This window comes from Bacillus sp. VA13 (genome assembly GCF_055710085.1).
This window is the reverse complement of record NZ_JBVQPP010000001.1, coordinates 1,146,810-1,168,454: the sequence shown is the minus strand read 5'-3', so window position 1 is coordinate 1,168,454 and position 21,645 is coordinate 1,146,810. Positions and strand designations below refer to the sequence as shown.

27 protein-coding genes and 4 pseudogenes are annotated in these 21,645 nt (G+C 37.7%); 21 read left to right on the top strand and 10 right to left on the bottom strand.

The annotated features are described in order from the left end of the window. Positions 1-141: 141 nt before the first annotated feature. The 5 genes from AC0C66_RS06095 (at position 142) to AC0C66_RS06075 (ending at position 4,850) form a co-directional block, all read left to right on the top strand. Positions 142-501 (top strand): SH3 domain-containing protein, encoded by a 360-nt coding sequence (locus AC0C66_RS06095; protein WP_072183444.1) that lies wholly within the window; start codon positions 142-144, stop codon positions 499-501. A gap of 50 nt (positions 502-551) precedes the next feature. Further along, the gene (locus AC0C66_RS06090; protein WP_004398671.1) at positions 552-908 is read left to right on the top strand and encodes an SH3 domain-containing protein; all 357 of its coding nucleotides are present in this window, start codon (positions 552-554) and stop codon (positions 906-908) included. A gap of 307 nt (positions 909-1,215) precedes the next feature. Further along, the gene (locus AC0C66_RS06085; RefSeq protein WP_072183443.1) at positions 1,216-1,965 is read left to right on the top strand and encodes a metal-binding protein ZinT; all 750 of its coding nucleotides are present in this window, start codon (positions 1,216-1,218) and stop codon (positions 1,963-1,965) included. A gap of 339 nt (positions 1,966-2,304) precedes the next feature. Then, positions 2,305-4,083 carry an acid phosphatase gene (locus tag AC0C66_RS06080; protein WP_088679365.1) on the top strand — a complete coding sequence of 593 codons (1,779 nt, stop codon included), beginning with the start codon at positions 2,305-2,307 and terminating at the stop codon, positions 4,081-4,083. A gap of 434 nt (positions 4,084-4,517) precedes the next feature. Next, positions 4,518-4,850 (top strand): MmcQ/YjbR family DNA-binding protein, encoded by a 333-nt coding sequence (locus AC0C66_RS06075; RefSeq protein WP_061186629.1) that lies wholly within the window; start codon positions 4,518-4,520, stop codon positions 4,848-4,850. A 224-nt stretch (positions 4,851-5,074) separates the two neighbouring features. Here AC0C66_RS06075 and AC0C66_RS06070 read toward each other — a convergent pair whose 3' ends face one another. Then, the gene (locus tag AC0C66_RS06070) at positions 5,075-5,212 is read right to left on the bottom strand and encodes a hypothetical protein (RefSeq protein WP_236827505.1); all 138 of its coding nucleotides are present in this window, start codon (positions 5,210-5,212) and stop codon (positions 5,075-5,077) included. Between the two features lie 121 nt (positions 5,213-5,333). Between AC0C66_RS06070 and AC0C66_RS06065 the strand changes: the two genes are divergently transcribed. The 3 genes from AC0C66_RS06065 (at position 5,334) to AC0C66_RS06055 (ending at position 7,020) form a co-directional block, all read left to right on the top strand. Further along, complete coding sequence (locus AC0C66_RS06065) at positions 5,334-6,179, top strand: MerR family transcriptional regulator (protein ID WP_072183441.1); 846 nt, start codon at positions 5,334-5,336, stop codon at positions 6,177-6,179. A gap of 81 nt (positions 6,180-6,260) precedes the next feature. Further along, positions 6,261-6,425 (top strand): arginase, encoded by a 165-nt coding sequence (locus AC0C66_RS06060; protein ID WP_014114550.1) that lies wholly within the window; start codon positions 6,261-6,263, stop codon positions 6,423-6,425. Positions 6,426-6,450: 25 nt separating this feature from the next. After that, positions 6,451-7,020, top strand: a complete 570-nt coding sequence (locus AC0C66_RS06055) for a flavin reductase family protein (protein ID WP_014114549.1) — start codon at positions 6,451-6,453, stop codon at positions 7,018-7,020. 698 nt (positions 7,021-7,718) lie between these two features. Here AC0C66_RS06055 and AC0C66_RS06050 read toward each other — a convergent pair. The 4 genes from AC0C66_RS06050 to blt form a co-directional block, all read right to left on the bottom strand. Continuing rightward, positions 7,719-7,796 (bottom strand): YjcZ family sporulation protein, encoded by a 78-nt coding sequence (locus tag AC0C66_RS06050; RefSeq protein WP_072175780.1) that lies wholly within the window; start codon positions 7,794-7,796, stop codon positions 7,719-7,721. A 249-nt stretch (positions 7,797-8,045) separates the two neighbouring features. Next, positions 8,046-8,228 carry a CotD family spore coat protein gene (locus AC0C66_RS06045; RefSeq protein ID WP_461845622.1) on the bottom strand — a complete coding sequence of 61 codons (183 nt, stop codon included), beginning with the start codon at positions 8,226-8,228 and terminating at the stop codon, positions 8,046-8,048. A gap of 122 nt (positions 8,229-8,350) precedes the next feature. After that, on the bottom strand, positions 8,351-8,809 hold the full coding sequence (gene bltD, locus AC0C66_RS06040) for a spermine/spermidine acetyltransferase (RefSeq protein WP_461845621.1): 459 nt from the start codon (positions 8,807-8,809) through the stop codon (positions 8,351-8,353). 346 nt (positions 8,810-9,155) lie between these two features. After that, the gene (gene blt / locus AC0C66_RS06035) at positions 9,156-10,358 is read right to left on the bottom strand and encodes a multidrug efflux MFS transporter Blt (protein ID WP_088679364.1); all 1,203 of its coding nucleotides are present in this window, start codon (positions 10,356-10,358) and stop codon (positions 9,156-9,158) included. Between the two features lie 127 nt (positions 10,359-10,485). Between blt and bltR the strand changes: the two genes are divergently transcribed. From bltR to AC0C66_RS05970, 13 genes and pseudogenes are all read left to right on the top strand, one after another. Beyond that, positions 10,486-11,307 (top strand): multidrug efflux transcriptional regulator BltR, encoded by an 822-nt coding sequence (gene bltR, locus AC0C66_RS06030; RefSeq protein WP_087986844.1) that lies wholly within the window; start codon positions 10,486-10,488, stop codon positions 11,305-11,307. A gap of 82 nt (positions 11,308-11,389) precedes the next feature. Beyond that, positions 11,390-11,500: pseudogene (locus AC0C66_RS06025) on the top strand (N-acetylmuramoyl-L-alanine amidase); the annotation flags it as partial. Then, entirely contained in the window at positions 11,481-11,624 is a 144-nt protein-coding gene (locus tag AC0C66_RS06020) for a hypothetical protein (protein WP_072183455.1), read from the top strand. The pseudogene AC0C66_RS06025 and the gene AC0C66_RS06020, both read left to right, overlap by 20 nt. 225 nt (positions 11,625-11,849) lie before the next feature. Next, on the top strand, positions 11,850-12,410 hold the full coding sequence (locus tag AC0C66_RS06015; RefSeq protein WP_072183438.1) for a cupin domain-containing protein: 561 nt from the start codon (positions 11,850-11,852) through the stop codon (positions 12,408-12,410). 394 nt (positions 12,411-12,804) lie between these two features. Beyond that, the gene (locus AC0C66_RS06010; RefSeq protein ID WP_087986846.1) at positions 12,805-13,122 is read left to right on the top strand and encodes a sulfurtransferase; all 318 of its coding nucleotides are present in this window, start codon (positions 12,805-12,807) and stop codon (positions 13,120-13,122) included. Between the two features lie 21 nt (positions 13,123-13,143). Then, on the top strand, positions 13,144-13,404 hold the full coding sequence (locus AC0C66_RS06005; RefSeq protein WP_003237170.1) for a metal-sensitive transcriptional regulator: 261 nt from the start codon (positions 13,144-13,146) through the stop codon (positions 13,402-13,404). Positions 13,405-13,550: 146 nt separating this feature from the next. Next, positions 13,551-14,033 carry a DsrE/DsrF/DrsH-like family protein gene (locus tag AC0C66_RS06000; protein ID WP_072183437.1) on the top strand — a complete coding sequence of 161 codons (483 nt, stop codon included), beginning with the start codon at positions 13,551-13,553 and terminating at the stop codon, positions 14,031-14,033. 42 nt (positions 14,034-14,075) lie between these two features. Continuing rightward, on the top strand, positions 14,076-14,444 hold the full coding sequence (locus tag AC0C66_RS05995) for a rhodanese-like domain-containing protein (protein WP_072183436.1): 369 nt from the start codon (positions 14,076-14,078) through the stop codon (positions 14,442-14,444). 64 nt (positions 14,445-14,508) lie between these two features. Continuing rightward, positions 14,509-15,066: a sulfurtransferase TusA family protein gene (locus AC0C66_RS05990; RefSeq protein WP_072183435.1), complete on the top strand. Its 558-nt coding sequence runs from the start codon at positions 14,509-14,511 to the stop codon at positions 15,064-15,066. 20 nt (positions 15,067-15,086) lie between these two features. After that, positions 15,087-15,371 (top strand): annotated as a pseudogene (locus AC0C66_RS05985) (DsrE/DsrF/DrsH-like family protein). Between the two features lie 29 nt (positions 15,372-15,400). After that, positions 15,401-16,535, top strand: a pseudogene (locus tag AC0C66_RS05980) (MBL fold metallo-hydrolase). Between the two features lie 33 nt (positions 16,536-16,568). Next, complete coding sequence (locus AC0C66_RS05975; protein ID WP_472973512.1) at positions 16,569-16,796, top strand: sulfurtransferase TusA family protein; 228 nt, start codon at positions 16,569-16,571, stop codon at positions 16,794-16,796. A 61-nt stretch (positions 16,797-16,857) separates the two neighbouring features. Next, positions 16,858-17,634 carry a sulfite exporter TauE/SafE family protein gene (locus AC0C66_RS05970; protein WP_087986848.1) on the top strand — a complete coding sequence of 259 codons (777 nt, stop codon included), beginning with the start codon at positions 16,858-16,860 and terminating at the stop codon, positions 17,632-17,634. A gap of 478 nt (positions 17,635-18,112) precedes the next feature. On the opposite strand, the gene AC0C66_RS05965 is transcribed toward AC0C66_RS05970, so the two are convergent. The 5 genes and pseudogenes from AC0C66_RS05965 to AC0C66_RS05945 form a co-directional block, all read right to left on the bottom strand. Beyond that, positions 18,113-18,640, bottom strand: coding sequence for a PadR family transcriptional regulator (locus tag AC0C66_RS05965; protein WP_088679363.1), 528 nt, complete (start codon positions 18,638-18,640; stop codon positions 18,113-18,115). Continuing rightward, positions 18,637-19,479, bottom strand: a complete 843-nt coding sequence (locus AC0C66_RS05960) for a sialate O-acetylesterase (protein ID WP_072183224.1) — start codon at positions 19,477-19,479, stop codon at positions 18,637-18,639. The genes AC0C66_RS05965 and AC0C66_RS05960 overlap by 4 nt, the downstream gene beginning before the upstream one ends. A gap of 394 nt (positions 19,480-19,873) precedes the next feature. Next, positions 19,874-20,206 carry a tRNA-Val4 gene (locus AC0C66_RS05955; protein WP_087986849.1) on the bottom strand — a complete coding sequence of 111 codons (333 nt, stop codon included), beginning with the start codon at positions 20,204-20,206 and terminating at the stop codon, positions 19,874-19,876. Between the two features lie 349 nt (positions 20,207-20,555). Continuing rightward, entirely contained in the window at positions 20,556-21,344 is a 789-nt protein-coding gene (locus AC0C66_RS05950; RefSeq protein ID WP_240508114.1) for an SDR family oxidoreductase, read from the bottom strand. Beyond that, a pseudogene (locus AC0C66_RS05945) lies at positions 21,331-21,580 on the bottom strand (Atu4866 domain-containing protein). Before AC0C66_RS05945 ends, AC0C66_RS05950 begins: the two are co-directional and overlap by 14 nt. Positions 21,581-21,645 lie beyond the last annotated feature (65 nt).

The window sequence follows — 21,645 nt, the reverse complement described above, 5'->3', positions numbered from 1 at the left end:
ATAGGAGTAATTCCACTTTTTAAAGATCTAGTTTATGGTACATTGATAAATATATGGAAGGGGAGGGGCGTGGTTTTCTGAAAGGTAATTTCTTTTACTGGATGTAAGAAAGCAGACGTATTATAAGGGGGAGAGTATAAGGTGAATAAGCTAAAAATGCTAAGTACACTTACGGTTATGATTGCATCATTGCTCATTTTTTCTAGTCATGCACTTGCCGCTCAGTATTATACGGTCTCAACAAGCGGCGGTGCGCCTGTAAATATGCGCAGCGGCCCAGGTACAAGTTGGGGGATTGTAACGACTATTCCGAGCGGCAGCCGTATCCCGATCTTTTGCTACAAAACCGGTACAACTGTAACTGGAAAGTATGGAACGAGTAATATTTGGAATTACACAGAGCGGACGCTTGCCAGCGGAGAGGTCGTTTATGGGTTTGTCTCTGATACATATGTCTACACGGGTTCAGACGGTCCGGTTGTTCCTAAATGCAGCTGGTAGCATATGTTCTATCGCTTTAAAATGAAGGAATTGAAGAAAGAGGGATGACATTGACAAAACTGAAAATGCTGAGTATGTTAACCGTTATGATAGCATCATTGTTCATTTTTTCCAGTCAAGCACTTGCCGTTCAGTACTTTACGGTCTCAACAAGCAGCGGTGCGCCTGTAAATATGCGTAGCGGTCCAGGTACAAATTATCCTATTATGCTTTCCATTCCAAGCGGCTCGCGTGTTCCTTACTATTGTTATGCTTATGGAACGACTGTTACAGGGAAGTATGGAACGAGTAATATTTGGGATCAAATCCAGTGGAAAGATTCTCGGGGTGTCGTGAATATTGGATATGTTTCTGACACATATGTGTACACAGGTTCAGACGGCCCTGTCGGTTACAAATGCAATTAGCTGTATACTCCGTACAATTGAGTCTCTTCTACAGGGCCTATCTGAATAAACCATACCAACTTTGTTGGTGTGGTTTTTCCTGTTTATAAATACCTCAATCGCTAGGATAGCCCACTCATTAATGATAACTTTAAGTACATAAATGAAAGACCGAGGAAATTGTGTTTGTATTTGTATGAACAGTCAAGAGGGCAGAAAGTAAGATGATGAAATCATGAAAACATCTCATTTTCCCTTTGATCTTTGCATAAGATAAATGTATAATACAAATCGTAATAATTTCGGTTTGAGGAGAAGGAGTGTTATAATGAAAATTTTATTTGCAAAGAGGTTAGGGATATTAGCGATTGGTTCATTACTAGTATTGGCAGGATGTCAGACTTCAGGTTCATCTAAAGGTGAGTCTAATAAAACAGCATCATCCTCAGCAGTTGAAGAAGACTCTTCTAAAACGCAAGAACAAACATCAGAATCTCATAATCATGATCACGATCATAGTCATGCACATGATGAAGAAACAGAAAAAATTTATGAAGGCTATTTTAAAGACAGTCAAGTAAAGGATCGGCCACTTTCTGATTGGGAGGGAGACTGGCAATCTGTATATCCATACCTGCAAGATGGTACTCTTGACGAAGTATTTTCATATAAATCAGAACATGAAGGTGACAAGACAGCTGAAGAATATAAAGAGTACTATAAAAAAGGGTATAAAACAGATGTTGACCGTATCTTAATCAAACAAGATACTGTAACGTTCTTCAAAAATGGAAAAGAATATTCTGGTAAGTATACGTATGATGGGTACGAAATTCTAACATATGATGCGGGAAATAGAGGGGTAAGATACATATTCAAACTAGCTAAAAAAGCTGAAGGACTTCCTCAGTATATTCAGTTTAGTGATCATAGTATCTATCCGACTAAAGCTAGTCATTACCATCTGTATTGGGGTGATGACCGTAAAGCTTTACTCGATGAAGTTAAAAACTGGCCTACCTACTACCCGTCAGAAATGGACGGCCACGATATTGCCCATGAGATGATGGCGCATTAATTGAGGAGTAACATGGCCATGAAGTATGGTATTTCTTTTACACAAACGGTCATTTTGGGAAACACGCCTAGCCTTTAAGTAGATTGAATACTTAGATAGCCTGTGTTAGCTGCTGACTCCTCGTCAGCAGCTTTTTTGCCCTTTTTAATTTTCTTTTTTTCCTTTCTCTCAGCCCGAGGGCAACTTCTATAGCAATGGCGCCTAGATAAAATAAACAAAACATTAATAAAACAGCGCTATTTCATTAACAAAGTTAAGATACGATCAATAATAACTTGACGAGTGGGAAAAAGTGTTTTGGAGAGATCGATTAAGAGTAAGGGAGAGTATGATGAAAAAATGAAATTACTAAGGATGAAGAAGCATTTAGTAGTGGCTTTATTTTCTCTGATATTATTTCAAAGTTCTGTGAGTGTATGTTATGCGAGCACAACAGCGAAAGCAAAAACAGTAATGCCGCCGCCCCCTGCTTCAGGATACTTCGTAGATCATTACAAAAATAACAGCTCTGCTAATACTACAGTGAATTCTAATCCTGCAATCGGGGTGCTTTCCGAATTTAATAAGCTTTGGACGCCCGGAAATACCTGGGATAGCGGAGCCAAACTGAACAGCAGCGTATTGGATGCCAACATTCAAAAAGTTGTAGACATTGCAGAACGCCGTACTTTCAGTGAGGAAAATGCCGCATATTTTGATGATCGCAGGAATCAGAGCTACAGTGTGATTGACGGTCTTGGTCCGCTTACTGATGTATATCGAATGAAGGCGGAGGCGACAACAACGATTAACAGTATTCCGGCAGATGCCACGATCAAAAAATATCATGATGAAGGAACTAATTCTGGCAGCACGAGTTCCAGTCTCGGCAGCGTCGTGAGTTTGGTCAATACGTTACGCGGCCCTTATTCTTCAACGAACCCGGCTAAGGGATACTTTCATTATCCCCGCCCGTTTCGCTGGGAAAGCAATTCTATTCTTGTTCCGACCCTTGTTCCTGCTATCAATCCTGATCCAAACAAAGACGGAGGTTTTCCCAGCGGGCATACGAATGCTGCATATCTCAGCGCTTTTGCTATGGCTTATGCCGTACCGGAGCGTTACCAGGAACTCCTTACCCGAGCTTCGGAACTCGGCAATAACCGCATTGTCGCCGGTATGCATTCCCCGCTTGATATAATGGGAGGACGTGTCATGGCAACTGGCTTGGCGGCTGCTATTTTATCTGATCCAGCCAATAATCGTTTGAAAAAGGCTGCTTATGATGAAGCTCACAGTAAGTTGTTAACACAAACTGGTACAGCTGAAGACCGATTCAGCGATTATGACATGAATAAAAAACAATATTTTCAACGATTGACATACGGATTTGGGCAAATCAATCCAACTGCTAAACCAATGGTGGTTCCTAAGGGAGCTGAAGTCCTGCTGGAAACCCGTTTTCCTTACCTTGATAAAACGCAGCGCCGCTGGATTTTAGCTACGACCGGTCTTCCTGCCGGCTATCCTGTTCTTGATGACGCTGAAGGATGGGGACGGCTTAATCTCTTTTCGGCTGCCGATGGATATGGCGCTTTTGCCAAAAACGTTACCGTGAATATGGATTCTTCAAAAGGCGGCTTCCATGCATTGGATCGCTGGCGCAACGATATCTCCGGCTCCGGAAAGCTGACCAAAAAGGGGACAGGCACGTTAAAGCTGGAGGGGAACAATACATATTCCGGCGGTACGCGGATTGATCAGGGGACACTTGAGGGCGACTCGAAGACAGCATTTGGAAGAGGTGATGTTTCAAACAACGGAGGCACCCTGAAGGAAGATGTGTCAGGAAAACTGATCATCGGAGGAGACTATAAACAATCTGCCAAGGGTATACTTGAGCTGAATCTCAGCGGGAAAAATGACCTGCTTCACATTAAAGGCAAGGCAAAAATGAAAGGAACATTACGACTCCATTTTTCGAACAATTATGTACCGGCAGACGGATCCACGATCATCACCTATCATAAACGTCATGGATCATTTTCATCAATTGAGACTGTAGGTTTACCAAGCAAGTACAAAGTGAAGATCGTCTATAAGTCCAACAGTATCCAATTAAAAGTCAGGGCAAATTAGTTTGTATCCCAGTATCTGCAACTTAAAAAATGAGCAATGGTCATTACTTGGGGGAGTTTATTCAATAAGAATAGTTTTCAAGCTGGTGCTTATTGCCGCCAGCTTGTTTTATGTTTATCGGAGCTCGTGATGATTGATGACGGTGAACAGGCTGACGGACCGCCGGGAAAAATACATAGTCAGTAGAACCAACGAGAGCTTCTATTTGTTCAATGCTCCCTTTGAGTAGGAACATAGCAAAAACGTTGAAAAAAGCAACTAACAATTTAGCGTTGGAAAATTTTTTTATGCGCGGGAAAGAGTATAGAGGTATGATTTAGATAGTGCTGATCTTGCAAATTGACCAATAAGGTTGTTTTATTCACTTATTCATTTTTGGTTAAATAAAGTAGAGAAAAAACTTAGGCAGTTAACTGTTGAAGGAGAGACAACCAATGAAAAATAGAGAGGAAGCAATTGATTATTGTTTGAGTTTTAAAGATGCATATGAAGATTATCCATTTCGTGATAAGAATTGGACATTAATGCGACACGCTAAAAACAGAAAAGTGTTTGCGTGGATATTTGAAAAAAATGATCATATTTGGATCAATGTGAAGTGTGAACCCGGTTTTCTCGATTTCTGGAGACACAAATACACTTCGGTAGTTCCAGCATTTCATCTCAATAAAGACCATTGGAATTCTATCATTCTTGACGGAACTGTTCCAGATGAAGACATATACGATATGATAAAACAAAGCTACATGTTAACTAAAACGAAGTAAGGGATAGACCCGAGGGAGAGGGTATAAAACCTTGAAGTGCTACAAGAGCATTGTGTCGCATTATATGGAATCTATAAAGTGTAAGATGGCAACTGGTTTGAACATAGTAAAGGGAAAAAGCTTAATCTTTTTAAGGATTAAGCTTTTTTTAAAAAGTTCAATTATATTTAACGTCTGAAGGAATGACCCATATGCATAATCTATGCCTATCAATCTTAAATATATTACTTCATAAAGTCAGCCATTAATTCCTTAACGATGTCTTCACAGCTCTTTACTTCAGTAATGACATCAATAGCTGTGTTCATAGAAATAATTCCTTCATCCAGCTTTCCTTCTAGCATTCCTGGAAGAAGACTCATTTCCTCCTCGGCAGGTTTTCTTAAACAGGTTTTTTCTCAAGTTCGTTCAGTTAGGATTTTGAAGGTAACCGTGTATAGTGGAAGAAAGAATTCTTAGAACTTAGAAGAAAGGATGAGATTGATGAAGGAATATTTTACAATTGGAGAAACAGCCCGTCTCAATAACATCTCAATTCAAACATTGCGCTATTATGATAGGATCGGAATTTTCAAGCCTTATTATACAGATCAGGAGAATGGCTATCGATATTACCATGTGAAACAGTTCTTTTATTTAGATATTATCAAGTATCTAAAATATATTAGAACACCTCTGGAAGAAATCAAGCGTTTCGGCTCATATACTTGTACCCCTGAAGATATACAACACTTTCTTGAGGAGCAAGAAAGCGTTATTGTGCAAGAAATGGAGAAACTCGAACGTGCTCGTCAATTACTTCATAGGAGAAGGAATCAGCTTAATGAACAATTAGACATATGCAGGAAAAAAGATGAAGGTTTCGTTTATTTTCGGTATATAGATGAACAAACCATATTAAAAGTAGAGACGCCTCAAGTTAATCCTCATGATCAATCGGATTTGTATTACAGAAAGCTGGCTGATGTTATTGAAAAAATAGGAGATGTAGTAGATAACTATTATGGATTCATTTATGATTTCAAGCCCTATAAGGATTCTCGTAACATTTATTGCAACAGTATTTATACCACTGTTTGCAATGAAAAAAAGATAGACATAGGAGAAAAAAACATAAGGTTAGACACGATCCCGTCAGGTGAATATGTATGTATCGCATTTGATTGGTCTGCAAAAAATTATGATGAATATTATCAAAAACTTTATCAATATATTGAATCTCATGGCATTCAAACAGATGGAAACGTATATCAAGTTTCTCTTCCAATCGACTTTAACTCATTAAGAGAAGAAAACTTCCTCACAGAATTAAGAGTGCTAAAAAAATAACTAACCCTTGACCCTATAGTTGCTATAGGGTTTATGATTTGTGCATCTTCTTATGAATATTTGAAAGGAAGGATGTATAAGATGGCAGAAGATAAGACGCTTCGGTTACTCATGCCGCAATGGCAAGTCGAAACCAATCTGCCGGGAGCCCATTTATTAAACTGGTCTGCATCTAAAACGAATGGTCCATTTGAAGAAGTACCTGACGATTTAGATGCGAGCCTCTCAAGTTCTAATAAAAAATGAATCTTAAACAAAAGGAGCGATGAAGATGAGAGCACCGATAGATGAACCTATTTGGTACGCCTACCCTGGAATGGTAGCTGTCGTTACGGCTCAATATGAAGGTGAAAAAAACGCAATGGCTTCCGGTTGGCATACGTATATCGGATCTTCTCCTGGGATGTATGGGATATCAGTAAACAAAGAGACATATACTTACAAAATGATTGAGAAAAGTGGTGTTTTCGGTGTGAATTTTCTTCCAGGAAGGTATTCGGAATTAATCCAAGCATTAGGCACCCATAGTGGTAGAGATATCAATAAGTTTGAAGAATTTAATATTCAATACGAAGAAGGGCTAAAAGCTGAGATACCGATTTTAACTGATGCGTATTTTGCTTATGAGTGTAAAGTACACAGTATTTCCACTTTGGGCGATCAAGAGTGGATTGTGGGAGAAGTTTTACAGAGATATCAAGATAAAGAGCTTTTCTTAAAAAATGGAATGCCAAATTTAGAAAAATTGGATATTCCGCTTCATATTGGAAAGTCTAGCTACCGAATATTAAATAGTAAAGCAGAGGAACGTCAACACGCCTTTTACCCCAAAACTGATTGAAACATGCAGGTTCCTCCACCTTCATGGTTACGTGGCATACCTTGAGTTCATCTCACACGATAGAGTAGAGGAAACCTTTATCAAAATAAAAAATCAGTGGATGTATGTGCAGTGGATTCCGCTGGAACCATTGACTGATATTAAGAAAAAAGAGACCCAAAGACCGCAAAGCTTATTTAAGATAGCTTTGCGGTCTTTTATATTCTAAGACTCAATTCATCTTACCGTGGAAATATATATTCCAACTATTTCTTCCTATCAACTATAGTTCATAAAGGAAAGAACACTTCCTCACAAAATGAAGGTACTTGACACTATAGTTACGGTAGGACTTATATTTGCATAGTTCTTATCAATATTTTGAGAAAAAGGAGAATCATGTAATGCGTTATTTCTCTTTTATTAGCATTTCTAGCAGGAGCAGCCCTTAGCTTTGAAGGAGGATATTCTGAATTAGGAAAAACAAGCTGAGCGTATAAAATGGCTTCTAAATCAATAGTGAATTGTATTAAGGTAAACACTGTGGATAATTTAAAAAAGCTCATGGGCAGGAAAATAGATGAAGTTTGTGAAAAATGGTCTAATTTTCACTCACTGGTTAAGAAACTTTGTCAGCATATGGTGAGTTAATCACATAACAAAACAAACGCCATAAAGATTTCTTATGGCGTCTGTTGGATATGGGGTAAGGTGAGTTCTTAATAGCCACCGAAGAAAGAAGTCCCAACGATGATTAACAGGATGAATAGCACCACTATTAATGGAAATGACCGCATAACATCACCTTCCTTAAAAGAGGATAATACATGATATGCTGATCGAGCTCATTCGATAGTGATGATAGTTTAATTGATTTTAAAATGATTTTTTAGTCTAAGCGGTATTACTGGTTTTTTAGCTGTTGCATTATACTTATCTTTTTGATTTTGATCTGTTTCAAAAAATGTGTTGTTTCCGGTCAATCTTTTGTTAATCTGCCGGGGTTACTCCAATTTAGGAATAAGAGATGAAAGAAGCATGTTAATTCATAAACGTAGAGCCTTAACGATGTTTTCGTTCTCTATAGATTGTGTCACTGGATAGTAATTCTCTACTCTCGTCATATTTCTGTTCACATTCACAATATGAGTTGGATGACCACGTCTAATCGTACGTTGATTGGTTGTTGTATTAACAACATTTTGAGTAGGAGAAACAACCGTTTCCACGGTGTTGCCTCCATTGAAACCGTTGTTTCCATTAAAACCGCCATTGTTCCCACGACAGGCCTAAGAATGAACTCGTCCGCATATCCACCGTTGCAGCGGGGGATTGGAAACCATTTAAAAACCTATAGCTCTTTTACCATTACTTTTTCGCCATTAAAATCGAGTTCACCATTAAATTGAAAACCAAACCTTTGATAAAGGCGAAGAGCATGAATATTATTTTCAAATATACTTAAATAAATCCTCTTACATTTATATAACTCAGCAAGGTGTTGAATGAGAGCTTTAAGCATTTTCTTTCCTAATCCTTTTCCCTGATAGTGTTCGTCAATAAAGAATCGATCAAGCCAGACTCTTCCATTTTTATTATCTTCATCATACTCAGGAAACAATCCATACATTGCAAAACCGACTAGATCTCCTTCATAGTAAAGCCCGACAGGTTTATAAAAGTGGCATTCTTTTGCATCCTCTAAACATGCTTTTGTTGATTCAATATATGATATTTGATTCTCGCTGACATGTAGAGCAAGAATTGCAGTACGATTATCGTCAGTAACTGCTTTTATTTTTATACTCATACTACATTCTCCTTATTTTCTTATTCCGAAAAGGATAATATATTTTCAAGGATGATAATAAATAACCTTGTTATACTTCAGGCTAACTGAAAAGCATGCCATATGGACATGCTTCCGAGAAATATAGGAAGAATCAAGAGGAAAGGTATCAATAAAATGAGGCCTCTGCTTAGGGTGATGGCAGATGAAATCCTAAGATTGCTGACAGCTTGACAATACTCAGCATAAACTATATTCACCTCAAGGAACATGTAGCCGATCAAATAAAGAACCTTTCCTTCTTGTGCCTAATCTGAGGCATTCCCTGCTATTCAAATGTCAAAATTTGATTTTATAGAGAGTAGAGTTAATTCAAGGTTGAAACATCATTCCATTTTTCTTTCCAAACCATTGTAAGACCAAGACCGACAATCATAACGAAACCTGCAAAAAGGAAAGGATAATGAATGTTAAGATCAAATAGTATGCCGCCTAGAGCAGGACCAAATATATTTCCCAGGCTGGTGTATGTGGAGTTCATGCCTGCTACGAACCCCTGCTGGTTACCGGCCATATTGGATAAATGAGTAGTTAAGGCCGGGCGTAGCAAATCGAACGCCAGAAAAATAAAACAAGTTATAAGCAAAACAGTTATAAATCCTGACATAACAGTAGACACGAAAGCTAAGATCGCACCGACTATTAAGCAAAGCTGAATCATTCTTTTCTCTCCAAGTTTGTTGACCAATTTCCCGAATAGTAAAACTTGAATAACTACCGCAACAATGGAACTTATCGTAATAATGGTTGCGATATCTTTTGGCGTGAAGCCAAATTTATGATCAGAAAACAAGCTGAATACCGTTTCATAAGCTGATAAACCGAAAGCCATTACAAAGACGATAATAAATGCAATAAAATAGACTGGATGAATGGACCTCTTCAAGTCTTTTAAAAAATTTGATTCCTTTGTATGAGACGAGAGCTGATGGCGTTCTTCTTTTGACAATGACTCTTTTAGTATAAAAACGGAAGATACAGCTGCTATTAATGCTATGGCGGAAGCGAAGAAAAACGGCATGCGGATGCCAAAGCCGGCAATAAACCCTCCCGCACCTGGTCCAATAATAAAGCCGGTGCTAATTGCAGCCGAAACATATCCCATAGCCTTTGATCTTTCCTTTACGGTTGTAATATCAGCTACATATGCTGTTACCGCGGGCATGATAAAAGCAGCGCTTATGCCACCCAGTATCCTCGAAAAATAAAATATTGAAACATGAGTCCCTAATCCGAAAATCAACTCTGATAAACTGAAAATAAGCAACCCGAGAACAATCATTTTTTTTCTCCCGAAACGGTCAACCCACCTTCCCGCAAAAGGTGAAGTAATTAACTGAGAAATGGCGAAAGCCGCAACAAGATAACCCATAGTGCTACCAGATAAATGCATGATTTTCATAAAAGAAGGCATAACTGGGATAATTAAACCGATACCAAGAAATGCTACGAAGATGTTGCTTAATAGTATAATGAATATCGTTTTTTGATCATTTATTGATTTTTTCACTTGAAGTCCCCTTTACTAAATTGAAACCCTTGTTACCTATCCTATCCTTTTCTTTGTAGATTGAAGCTCTTTTCAAGTACAATCAAATCATAAGGTATATGGTTACCGTATAGTCAAGGAGGTTTTTATGAGCGAAGATGTGAGGAAGTATTTCACAACAGGTGAGTTTTCGAAGCTCTGTCGTGTAAAAAAACAAACCTTATTTCATTATGACGAGATTGGTCTATTCTCTCCGGAAATAAAAAAAGAAAATGGGTATAGGTATTATTCCTATCATCAATTTGAGATTTTTCAAGTCATCAGTCTATTTAAAGAGCTTGGCGTTCCTTTAAAAGAAATAAAGCGTCTAATAAAAGACAAAACACCAGACAAAATATTGCATGTTCTAAAAGAAAAGTCTATTGAGATTGATAAAAAAATAAATGAGCTTAAGCAATTGCAAACGATCTTACATACAAAAGTGGCGCTTACTGAACAAGCACTTGAGACTGATTTTTCCTCAATTTCTTTTGAATATTTAAATGAAGAAACATTCATGTTAAGCCGAAAAACATTAAACTTACCGGAACGAAAATATGTGGCAGCCATTTCAGAACTCATTCATGAAGTTCAGCAATATGAATTAGATGAAGGATATCCGATAGGCGGAATCTTTGCACGGGAACAAATCTTAGAAAAAGACTTCTACAATTACAGTTACTTTTATATAAAAGTAAAAGATGGGGCAGAGAACATAAATTATCATATACGGCCAAAAGGCCTGTATGCAGTTGGATATGAAATAGGCGGAAATACTGAAGAGGCATACCGGAGAATCATTGAGTTCATTGAAAGAAATGGAATGCAAATAGGGGAAAATGCATATGAGGAATATATGCTGGATGAGATGGTAGTTGACGGGTATGAAAATACATATGCAAAAATCCTTCTTCAAGTTAAAGAGGTGTAAGATTACGAGATTTTCATATGGGAAAATTGTTTCTGTTGTGTGCCCAAAAAGAATATAAACTGGTTTACTAAAAGCGAGCCCACATACAGGTGACGGTACAAACGGCACTGGGAACCGCAAGTCTATCGGCGTTGAAATATGCTATAACGATTCAGGAGGCGCTAAATACTACGCTGCTGAAAAGCTGGCCATCAAGGCGCATCCAAAGGGATAAATCTGAAAGAGCTGGGATAGGGGGGACAAACAACAGAATTCCGTATACTCTGTTGTTGTGCTATGTAAATGTTCAAAAGCCATTTAGGGTCGTCGACCTTTGATAATCCATCATATAAAAGTGTCATTCGATGTCTTGTTAACAAAGGCTAGTGAAATTCAATATCCAGAAAACGATTACAAGGTCGGTGATAAATTATTCATCCGTGAATCAAACGGTGATCGAACATTCATTTTTGTGTTTAATATGAGTTTTCTTGATTTAGCACACTCCCTTAATAAATGCATAAGATACTATCACAAAAATTTATAATTGCGGGGATCAAAAAATGTACTATAACCCTTTTTCGCCTCAATGTTATTATTATGTGACTGTGCCGATGTATAATGATGGAAGATCTGTTTATTGGACTATTCCAAATGAGATGGAGAACGTACACAGAGGTGCCGATTTGCGCTCTTCATATGAAGATAGAAACCTTCTTTTGAAGGATTATGGACCAAAACCATTTGTTGTAAATATCAATAGAGCCACAAAACAAAACAATACGTTCCGTACTGCTTTATGGACAGGAAAGCATTTTCAAGTTACTTTGATGAGTCTTGGTATTGGAGAAGACATTGGTTTGGAAATCCATCCTAACGTTGACCAGTTCTTACGGATTGAGCAGGGGCGTGGGATCGTCAAAATGGGAAAGAGCAAAGATCATTTGAACTTTCAAAGAAATGTTTATGATGATTCTGCCATTGTTGTACCTGCCGACACTTGGCATAACGTGATTAATACAGGTAATACGCCATTAAAACTTTACTCCATTTATGCTCCTCCTAACCATCCATTTGGTACAATTCATAAAACCAAAGCAGATGCAGTGGCTGCGGAAGATTAGCATAGTTATTCGCAGATTTCTGAGTAATTGGAGTCACATCCAGCATGAAACATGGGGAACCAGTACCTAAGAATTGTTTTATGCAAATGAAACCCAATGTAATATCCAAGCAGTCTTGTGCTAATTTTAAAAGTAATTGATAAAATAAAGTCGATTTAAAATAAAATCGGCTTATTTCTTTATTCGAGTTACTTTTAGCAGAATTGGCATTATCGAAATGTAAGTATTTTTTCAATCCGCGGATATTGAAATGAATCTATCAGCTCAAAGTAAGTAACTTTCACACTTGACTATATACCCATAGGGGTATATTATAGTTTTGTGAATAACAAAGAGTTAATAAGGTGGTGTAAGTAGTATCAATTATTTAGTTATTGCATTCCTGCTTATTTTTGTGATTATCATTGCAACGTATAGACGTTATTATCCTATAACCGGAATCTCTTGTATCCATAAAGATAAATTAAAGGCTATAGACATGACAATATTAGATATTCGCCATTATAACGATGTACCCAATTTTTCGGATAATATTATTTTAAACATCCCATATGCGTATCTAAAACGTTTTTATTTAGAGATTCCACGTGATAAAATACACATAATAGCTCGTGATCGGGTGGAATTAAATTTAGGAGTGCGTTTTCTAAAGCGCAAAGGTATCCATGTAAACAGTTATGAACTGGTAACATGTAAATGTAAAAATAAATGAAAGAAAGGATTTCATTGATATATGGAGTATGATCAAAAGATTAAAAACCGCTTACGACGGATTGAAGGACAAATTAAAGGTGTATTGACTATGATGGAACAAGGAAAAGATTGTAGAGAGGTTGTGACCCAATTAGCAGCTTCCCGTAATGCGATCGATCGAGCGATGGGTTTAATTGTGAGCACAAACCTTGAACATTGTGTTCGTGAAAGTTTAGAAAAAGGCGAAGACACACAAAATTTAGTAAAAGAAGCAGTCGACTTATTGGTAAAGAGCCGATAAAAATTCATCAACCTAAGGTTGACGAATTTTTATATGCGTTATATTATACCCCTACCGGTATATAAAGAGTTGAATAATAGCAGATCTTTCGAAAAAATTTTTTGACTTTAATATACCCGTGGGGGTAATTGGTTAGGAGAATAAACATGACAGAACAAACAAAACGCACAACAATTGTTTTATTTAGCGGGGATTATGATAAAGCAATGGCAGCCTATATTATTGCAAATGGTGCAGCTGCCTACGATCATGAAGTGACGATCTTCCATACTTTTTGGGGATTAAACGCTTTACGTAAAGAAGAGCTGATTCCAATGAAAAAAGGATTTCTTGAAAAAATGTTTGGAAAGATGATGCCTCGTGGTGCTGATAAGATGGGTTTATCTAAAATGAACTTTGCAGGTATGGGCCCTAAAATGATTAAAAATGTGATGAAAAAGCATAATGCACTTCCTTTGCCTCAGTTGATTGAGATGGCTCAAGAACAGGGGGTAAAGCTCGTAGCTTGCACGATGACAATGGATCTTCTTGGTTTACAGGAAAAAGAACTATTAGATGATATCGACTATGCTGGTGTAGCAGCCTATTTGGCAGATGCTGAGGAAGGCAGTGTCAACTTATTTATCTAATGTTACTCATTGCTAAATAAATGAAGGGAAGTTATAAACACTATGGATAGTGGCGCAATGTTCAATATCTTACTCATTTTATTTTTACTATGGTTCGTATTTCGACGTTTTTTATCATTGCAAGGTGTTAAACAAATAACAACTGCTGATTTAAAGTCAGAGCTGAAAAATAAAGACATACAGTTTATAGATGTGCGAACACCTTATGAGTTTCGTACAAAGCATATTAAAGGGTTCAAAAATTTTCCCTTGACTAACTTGCCTCGTCTAACGAATCAGCTTTCGAAAGATAAAGAAGTTTTTGTTATCTGTCAAAGCGGAATGAGAAGTTTAAAGGCAAGTAAAATATTGAAGAAACAAGGATTTAAAAAGATCACAAATATAAAAGGGGGTATGAATACATGGTATTAACTTCTAGGGAGAAACTTTTTGTATATTTATATACCCCCACCCCTCATGAGAAAAGGAGGAAAAAATGATGAAAGCAAATATTGTACTAGACGCTAAAGGTTTGGCGTGTCCAATGCCTATCGTAAAAACGAAGAAGAGAATGAAGGATTTAAAAGCTGGTGAAGTATTGGAAATTCATGCGACAGATAAAGGTTCTACAGCAGATCTGGAAGCATGGGCAAAAAGTACAGGCCATGAATATCTAGGTACTGAAGCAGAGGGAGAAATACTTCGTCATTTTCTTCGAAAAGGAGGAGAGCATTCATCAGAAAATGCATCTTCAATTCCTGAGATTTCATTAGAAGCTTTCAAACAGAAAGTAGATAGTGACGAGTCTCTTAACATTTTAGATGTTCGAGAGATAGAGGAATATGAAAAAGCTCATATCCCAGGAGTTGTGCATATCCCTCTTGGTGAAGTGGAAAAGCGCTCTAACGAATTAAACGAAAATGATGAAATTTATATTATCTGCCATTCGGGAAGAAGGAGTGAAATGGCGGCCCGCACCATGAAGAAACAAGGTTTTAAAAAGGTTATTAATGTTGTCCCGGGTATGCGGGATTGGACAGGTAAAACCGAATAAATAAAAAGCATGATGAACAGATGAGTACAAGAGTAGCGATTATTGCGGCAAATAGCGGTCTGTTTGATGCTTATAAAGTCTGTAATATTGCGACAAGGAAAAGAGCATGTCGCAGAAGGTTGTATGAACGCAAATGTGCCTTCTATTCTTATCTGATTGAAATGGGAGTTGAATGATTTGGTTGTCAAATAACGATGGACGTTATGGGTTTAACAAAAGATGATTTTATGGAAGGAATCGAAGTAGGCGGGGCTGTTACCTTTTTTGGTTTTGCTAAAGATGCTGATGTATCCTTAACGTTTTAGTCCCGCTAAAAGATTTGGTATAGGAGGTATTGAAACATGACAATAAAGGCAATGACCCCAAAAGAAGTGACAAAAAAAATCTTTAACAAAGAACCTTTATTTATTTTGGATGTGCGTAATGAAAATGATTTTAGTGATTGGAAGATAGAAGGGCATGACTTTGACCATTTGAATGTTCCTTATTTTGATCTTTTAGATGGCGTAGAAGATATCTTGGAGAAAATTCCTTCTGATAAAGAAGTGCTGGTCGTTTGCGCAAAAGAAGGTTCATCCGTCATGGTATCCGAAATGCTTTCTGAAGCAGGTCATTCTGTATCCTACCTTAAGGGTGGAATGAAAGCATGGAGCGAACATTTAGAGCCGGTAAAAGTCGGGGATTTAAAAGATGGCGGTGAGATGTATCAGTTTGTTCGAATCGGTAAAGGCTGCTTGTCTTACATGGTCATTTCCAATGGTGAAGCAGCAATTATTGATGCGACACGTATGGTGAATTTCTTTATAGATTTTGCGAAGGGGAAGGGTGCAACGATTACTCACGTATTTGATACACATCTTCACGCGGACCATATTTCAGGCGGCAGAGTCATTGCTGAAAAAACAAAAGCAACCTACTGGTTACCGCCTAAAGATGCTGAAGAAGTGGAATTCGATTATCAGCCGTTGGAAGAAGGAAATGACATTATTATTGGAAATACAACGATTAAAATTCAACCGATTTATTCTCCGGGGCACACGATTGGCTCCACTTCTTTCATCGTCGATGACCAGTATCTTCTTTCAGGTGATATCTTGTTTATTGATTCAATCGGCAGACCAGACTTAGCCGGTATGGCAGAAGATTGGGTAGGAGATTTAAGAAAAACGCTTTATAGCCGTTACAAAGCGTTATCAAAGGATTTAATTGTATTACCGGCACACTTTATGATCATTGACGAGCTAAATGAGAATGGAAGTGTTGGTAAAAAACTAAGTACATTATTTAGCGAGAACCATGGTTTGAACATTGCGGATGAAACAGAATTTAGACACCTAGTAACAGATCATTTGCCTCCGCAACCAAATGCATACCAAGAGATCCGAGAAACAAACATGGGGAAAATCAGCCCAGATGAAGAAAAACAGCGTGAAATGGAGATTGGCCCAAACCGCTGTGCAATACGGTAACACAAGTTTCTGCTAAAAAGAGGAGAGAAGAACATGAAATCAGATAAAGTATTAGATGCTAAAGGCCTGGCATGTCCAATGCCAATCGTCAGAACAAAGAAAGCGATGAATGAACTGGAATCAGGTCAAATATTAGAAGTGCATGCAACTGATAAAGGATTCAAAAGTGACCTAGTAGCATGGTCTAAATCAGGTGGACATGACATCTTAGAGCAAGCTGAAGATGGAGATGTATTGAAATTCTGGGTTCAAAAAGGCTAATGAATATGAAGGGGTATCGAATAAAAAGATACCCTTTTCCTTTGAAAAGGAGGAAACCCGAATGGACATTGCCTTTATTATCACTCTTTTCATCATAGGGTTTATTGGCTCCTTTATTTCTGGAATGATTGGTATTGGAGGATCTGTTATTAATTACCCGATGTTATTATACGTTCCTTCTTTAGTAGGAGTGATGTCATTAACAGCCCATGAAGTTTCAGGGATAGGAGCTATTCAAGTTTTCTTTGCAACACTTGGTGGTGTTTGGGCTTATCGTAAGAGTGGGTTTTTAAATAAAAAATTAATCATTTACATGGGAAGCAGTATTCTTATAGGGAGTGTATTGGGGAGTTACCTTTCTCATCTCATATCTGAAAAAGGAATTAACTTTATATACGGAATTCTGGCCATTATAGCTGTTATTTTAATGTTGATACCTAAAAGAGGACAAGAACATAGAGAGGGCAAAGAAGTGTTATTTAATAAATGGTTAGCTTCGTTCTTAGCCTTTATCATTGGCGGCGTATCAGGTATTTTAGGAGCTGGCGGCGCCTTTATCCTAGTCCCTATTATGTTATCGATTTTAAATATTCCTGTAAGAATCACCGTCGCTTCATCTCTTGCGATTACATTTCTTTCATCTATTGGCGCAACAGTTGGAAAGGTGATCACAGGTCAGGTACTTTTTTTACCTTCTTTGATTCTTATTATCTCAAGTTTAATCGCTTCGCCTCTAGGAGCAAAACTGGGGCAAAAAGTAAATGAAAAAATCCTGCGGTGGATCTTAGCTTTACTGATTTTGGTGACGACCGTTAAAATTTGGTTGGATATTCTGTAACAGATCACTTTCTTACGTATAATTAAAAGAAAGATCAACAGAGTGTTTTAAATGTTGGCCTTTCTTTTTTATGTTAAGACATTTACATAACGTTCAATAAATGTTTCAAGTACAGGATGAAATTCTTTTTGATAATGGATGACTCGTACCAATCTATATGATAGACCCATATAAAGTATTTGAATTAGTATTGTCTACTGTCAATTAGCATTTTTATACACGGAATATTTAAACAGAGAAGAATTTGAGTATTTTAAAAGAAGGATAATACGAAGGATTGAAAAAGAAGAACACGCAGCAGATTCACTTGCTCTTGTTGGGGGGGGGGCAAGTGTTGACAACCCTATTACTGGTTTAATTAAAGAAGAAGTATAAAACCTGTATCAATGATGTTACTAGATATCTACGACACAGGTTTTATATTTAGGTAACTAAATTCTTATATATTTAACATTGCATTTTTTTATTATGCAATAGTTCACTCTATTTCTGCTTTCAATTTTTCGAACCACTCTAAATTAACCAAGTGATGTGAACGGGAATTTTCGTTCATACGGCGAAAGTAATTGATTGTGCCGGGAATTTCTTGAGTGATGGACAGGTATTCATCAAGGAGCTCGATTCGAGTTTTAGTCTGATCGATTTGTGATTGGATCAGATCCAGTAATTTATTTTTGTCGAATTCATCGGCAAATAGTAACGCCCCATAAAATTGCAGGTTCACATATTCCGATTTGGTGCCGTATTTGATCATTAATGTTTCGAATTCTGCCCTTCCCGATTCTGTGACTTTAAAGTTACGGATTTCACGCCCACTGGTTGAGGGTTTCTGCTGAATCTGTTCAATAAAACACTTTTCTTCAAGTTGCTGCAGATTGTAATAAAATGAACCTTTCGTGAAGTTAACAATGTATTTGTAATGACGTTTTTCCATTAAGGCCAGAAGTTCATAGCCGTGAGCTCCGGGGTTTTGGATTAGCAAGCCAAGGATAAGTAAGGGAATTATGGTTTCATCACCTTCGCCATCCGCGCCTCAAATTCCGCGTACGTGATTTTACCCGAAGCCAAATCCATACTATGAAGGTAAATCTGTTCTGTTTTAGAATAGTCACCATTCACTTTCAGTGATTGCTCCTCTCCCGAAATGGGTTTCAGGATATGGTACTTTTTCGAAAAAGCCTCGAAATAGCGGTAACCGAATTTGCGTTGTGAAGCTGCGTCTAAATGAATGCCATCAGGATTCGCAGTCAAATCTGCTGCAGTAACAAAATAACAATTCTGTTGTTCATTAGCAAAACGCAGCAATTGTTCATTAACCTGTCGAAATTCAGTCGCGTGCTGTCCAAAACCGGTCTTCCCAAGAAAGTCACCAAGCCCTCCAATAATCAACGGTACCTCATCAAGTTTCAACTCGTTTCTTAGCGTCTCGATGATAAGAGTTAATTTCTCGTAATAAGTTTCATGTAGCGAACGATAACTGTCACTCTCACCTTGGTGCCAAAGGATTCCACAAATTTGACTGGACCGGAGGGCGAAGCGGGCTTCGGACAAAGCATGCTGAAAAAGGATGCCTTCCGGATGCCAGTCATTCAATGAACTGCCACCTTCCGCACAAGGGATCAAGCCAATTTCTTCATCGGGATGAGCTTTCGACCATGCATCTGCAAAAGATGCCGCCAGGCCAACGCCGGAAACCGGACGGTCGTAATTAATCGGTTCTGTCATCATCTGCCACTGTCCATTGCGCAGCATTTTTATTTTTTCATTATAGATAGGGTCTACTTCATTCAAAAATCCACGGCCCGCCATATTCGACTGCCCCAACATTAAAAAAGACTTTATCATCTAATTGTTCACTTCTTTACATCAATATTTTAGTCTAATTAGACTATAGTCAATTCATTTTGTCTTGTAAAGTTTTATTAAGGTTTTACTTTTATTATTAGTATGTATGAAAAACAAACTAACATTGAAAATTTGATGGATGTATTTGAGAAATAGCAAGTTCTTTTGCTTTTTCTTATCTAACTATCGGGGGCTTTAGTTCAATAACGATCTTTCACACAATCGGGCGCGAAAAAAGCGGGCTGACTTTTCCAGGAGTTCCTGGTAACGTGTTTTCTACTTCAATAATTTCCTCGTTATTAACAGGTTGCTCTCCGAAATCCCATTCAACCATATGGTATCTACGCCTCGATATGTAAAACCCTTCTTTATGTAAGAAGGGTTTTAAATTTATTCAACCTTTAAATATATCTGGAATTTTATCTCGCCATATTAATAGCAATTCTCTAAATTGATCGGTTTCAATTGAGTTTTCAGGTTCTTCTATCCTAAAAGAATTTTCAACAATTGTCACATCTTTCTTGATGAGAACACTTGTAGCATTTAACTCAATCTCAAAGTCTTCATATATCCCTTCTGAAACCTTCTCAATGTAATCTATATACTCGTTGGCTTGTTCTTCTGTAGCGATGTTTTCAATGAAATCAGAGAAAATACTGATTTCTTCTGGCAATACTATTCCTAAATCACCAAATGGATCTTCTTTAAATTTGTATGAATATTTCATATGTTATTTTTCTCTTCAAGATTATTTTTTATATAACGGATATGCAGTTGATATTGTTCCATCCTTATTTAAATACATTTCTAATATAATACCCGACGCAGAGATGCCCCTTCGAACCAATTTGCTATAGTTTGGTAAGCTTCATTAATAGCTTTTAATACATCTGCACGGTTCCACTCTCTAGGGAAGAAACTAGAATCAGCTATTTTTTTAACCCTCAACCTTTGCCATATAAACTCCGTTTTTATCAGGTTTTTTTCGTACCCTTAATTATTTTTCCGTCCATCACACTATCATGGTGATAACCAACTGCTTTACCGCGTTTATTTATTTCTCCAATGAGACTTTTTTATAGTGATAGAGTAGGTCTTACAATTAATTCACTTACATCGATCTCTAGTGGCTGCGAGATTGCATAAAGAATTGCATGTGCAATTGCAGAAGCAGGAAGCGCTTGTCTTCGGTATTCGATCATAGCTTCACTCGCCTGTTTATCGGTAATATGGTCGGCTAGTTCTGATACCGTTACGCCCGGTGCAATTACAGTTGCTCGAATATTATTCGTTGCTTCCTGTCGTAAGCCTTCTGTGATGGCACGGACAGCATACTTGGTTGCGCAATAAACTGCTGCAGTGGGGGTAACCTCATATGCGCCTATGGAAGCTATATTGACGATATGTCCGCTATTCTGTTCTTTCATTACAGGCAAAACTGCACCAATACCATGCAGGACTCCACGGATATTTACATCAATCATACGATTCCATTCAGCGATTTTCAGAGATTCCAATTTAGATAATGGCATTACACCCGCATTATTTACGATGACATCGATTTTTCCGTATGCTTCTATAATTTCTTGGACGGTATGCTGCATTTGTTCAAAGTCTGTGACATCCAGTTGCTTGTAATCTGCATGATATCCTTTTTGGAGAAGAGTGGATACGAGTGTTTCTAACTTATTTGTTCGTCGCGCTGCTGCTATTACCGTAGCTCCATTCTCAGCTAATAAATCAACTGTTGCTGCTCCAATACCGCTGCTTCCGCCGGTGACAAGAACAACTTTATTCTTTATACTCATCTTTGTATCATCCTCTTTTAAGTAATTTTTCTTTAAGGAATCTTTAGCTTCTTTCACGATGCAGGACCATCCCTGCGTGATATAGAATTCCGTTTATAAAATCTCCATCAGCTGTGAATCCTGTATTATCTTGATATTCAATGTGGTCATCTGTTATTTGGTAATGACCTGTATATGCACATTCGACATTGCCGCGAGCTTCAACATAGCGTCCATTGGGGCAGCAGTTCATGCCTAATATACCGATCTTTGGTAACCCAAAGTCCAGCATAAGAATGAGTGGTTTTTTTCATACTTCATCAACTCCTTTCCTGTTCTACTATTAGTATCAGGTAAAGTGAATATGGAGTGGTAGCCG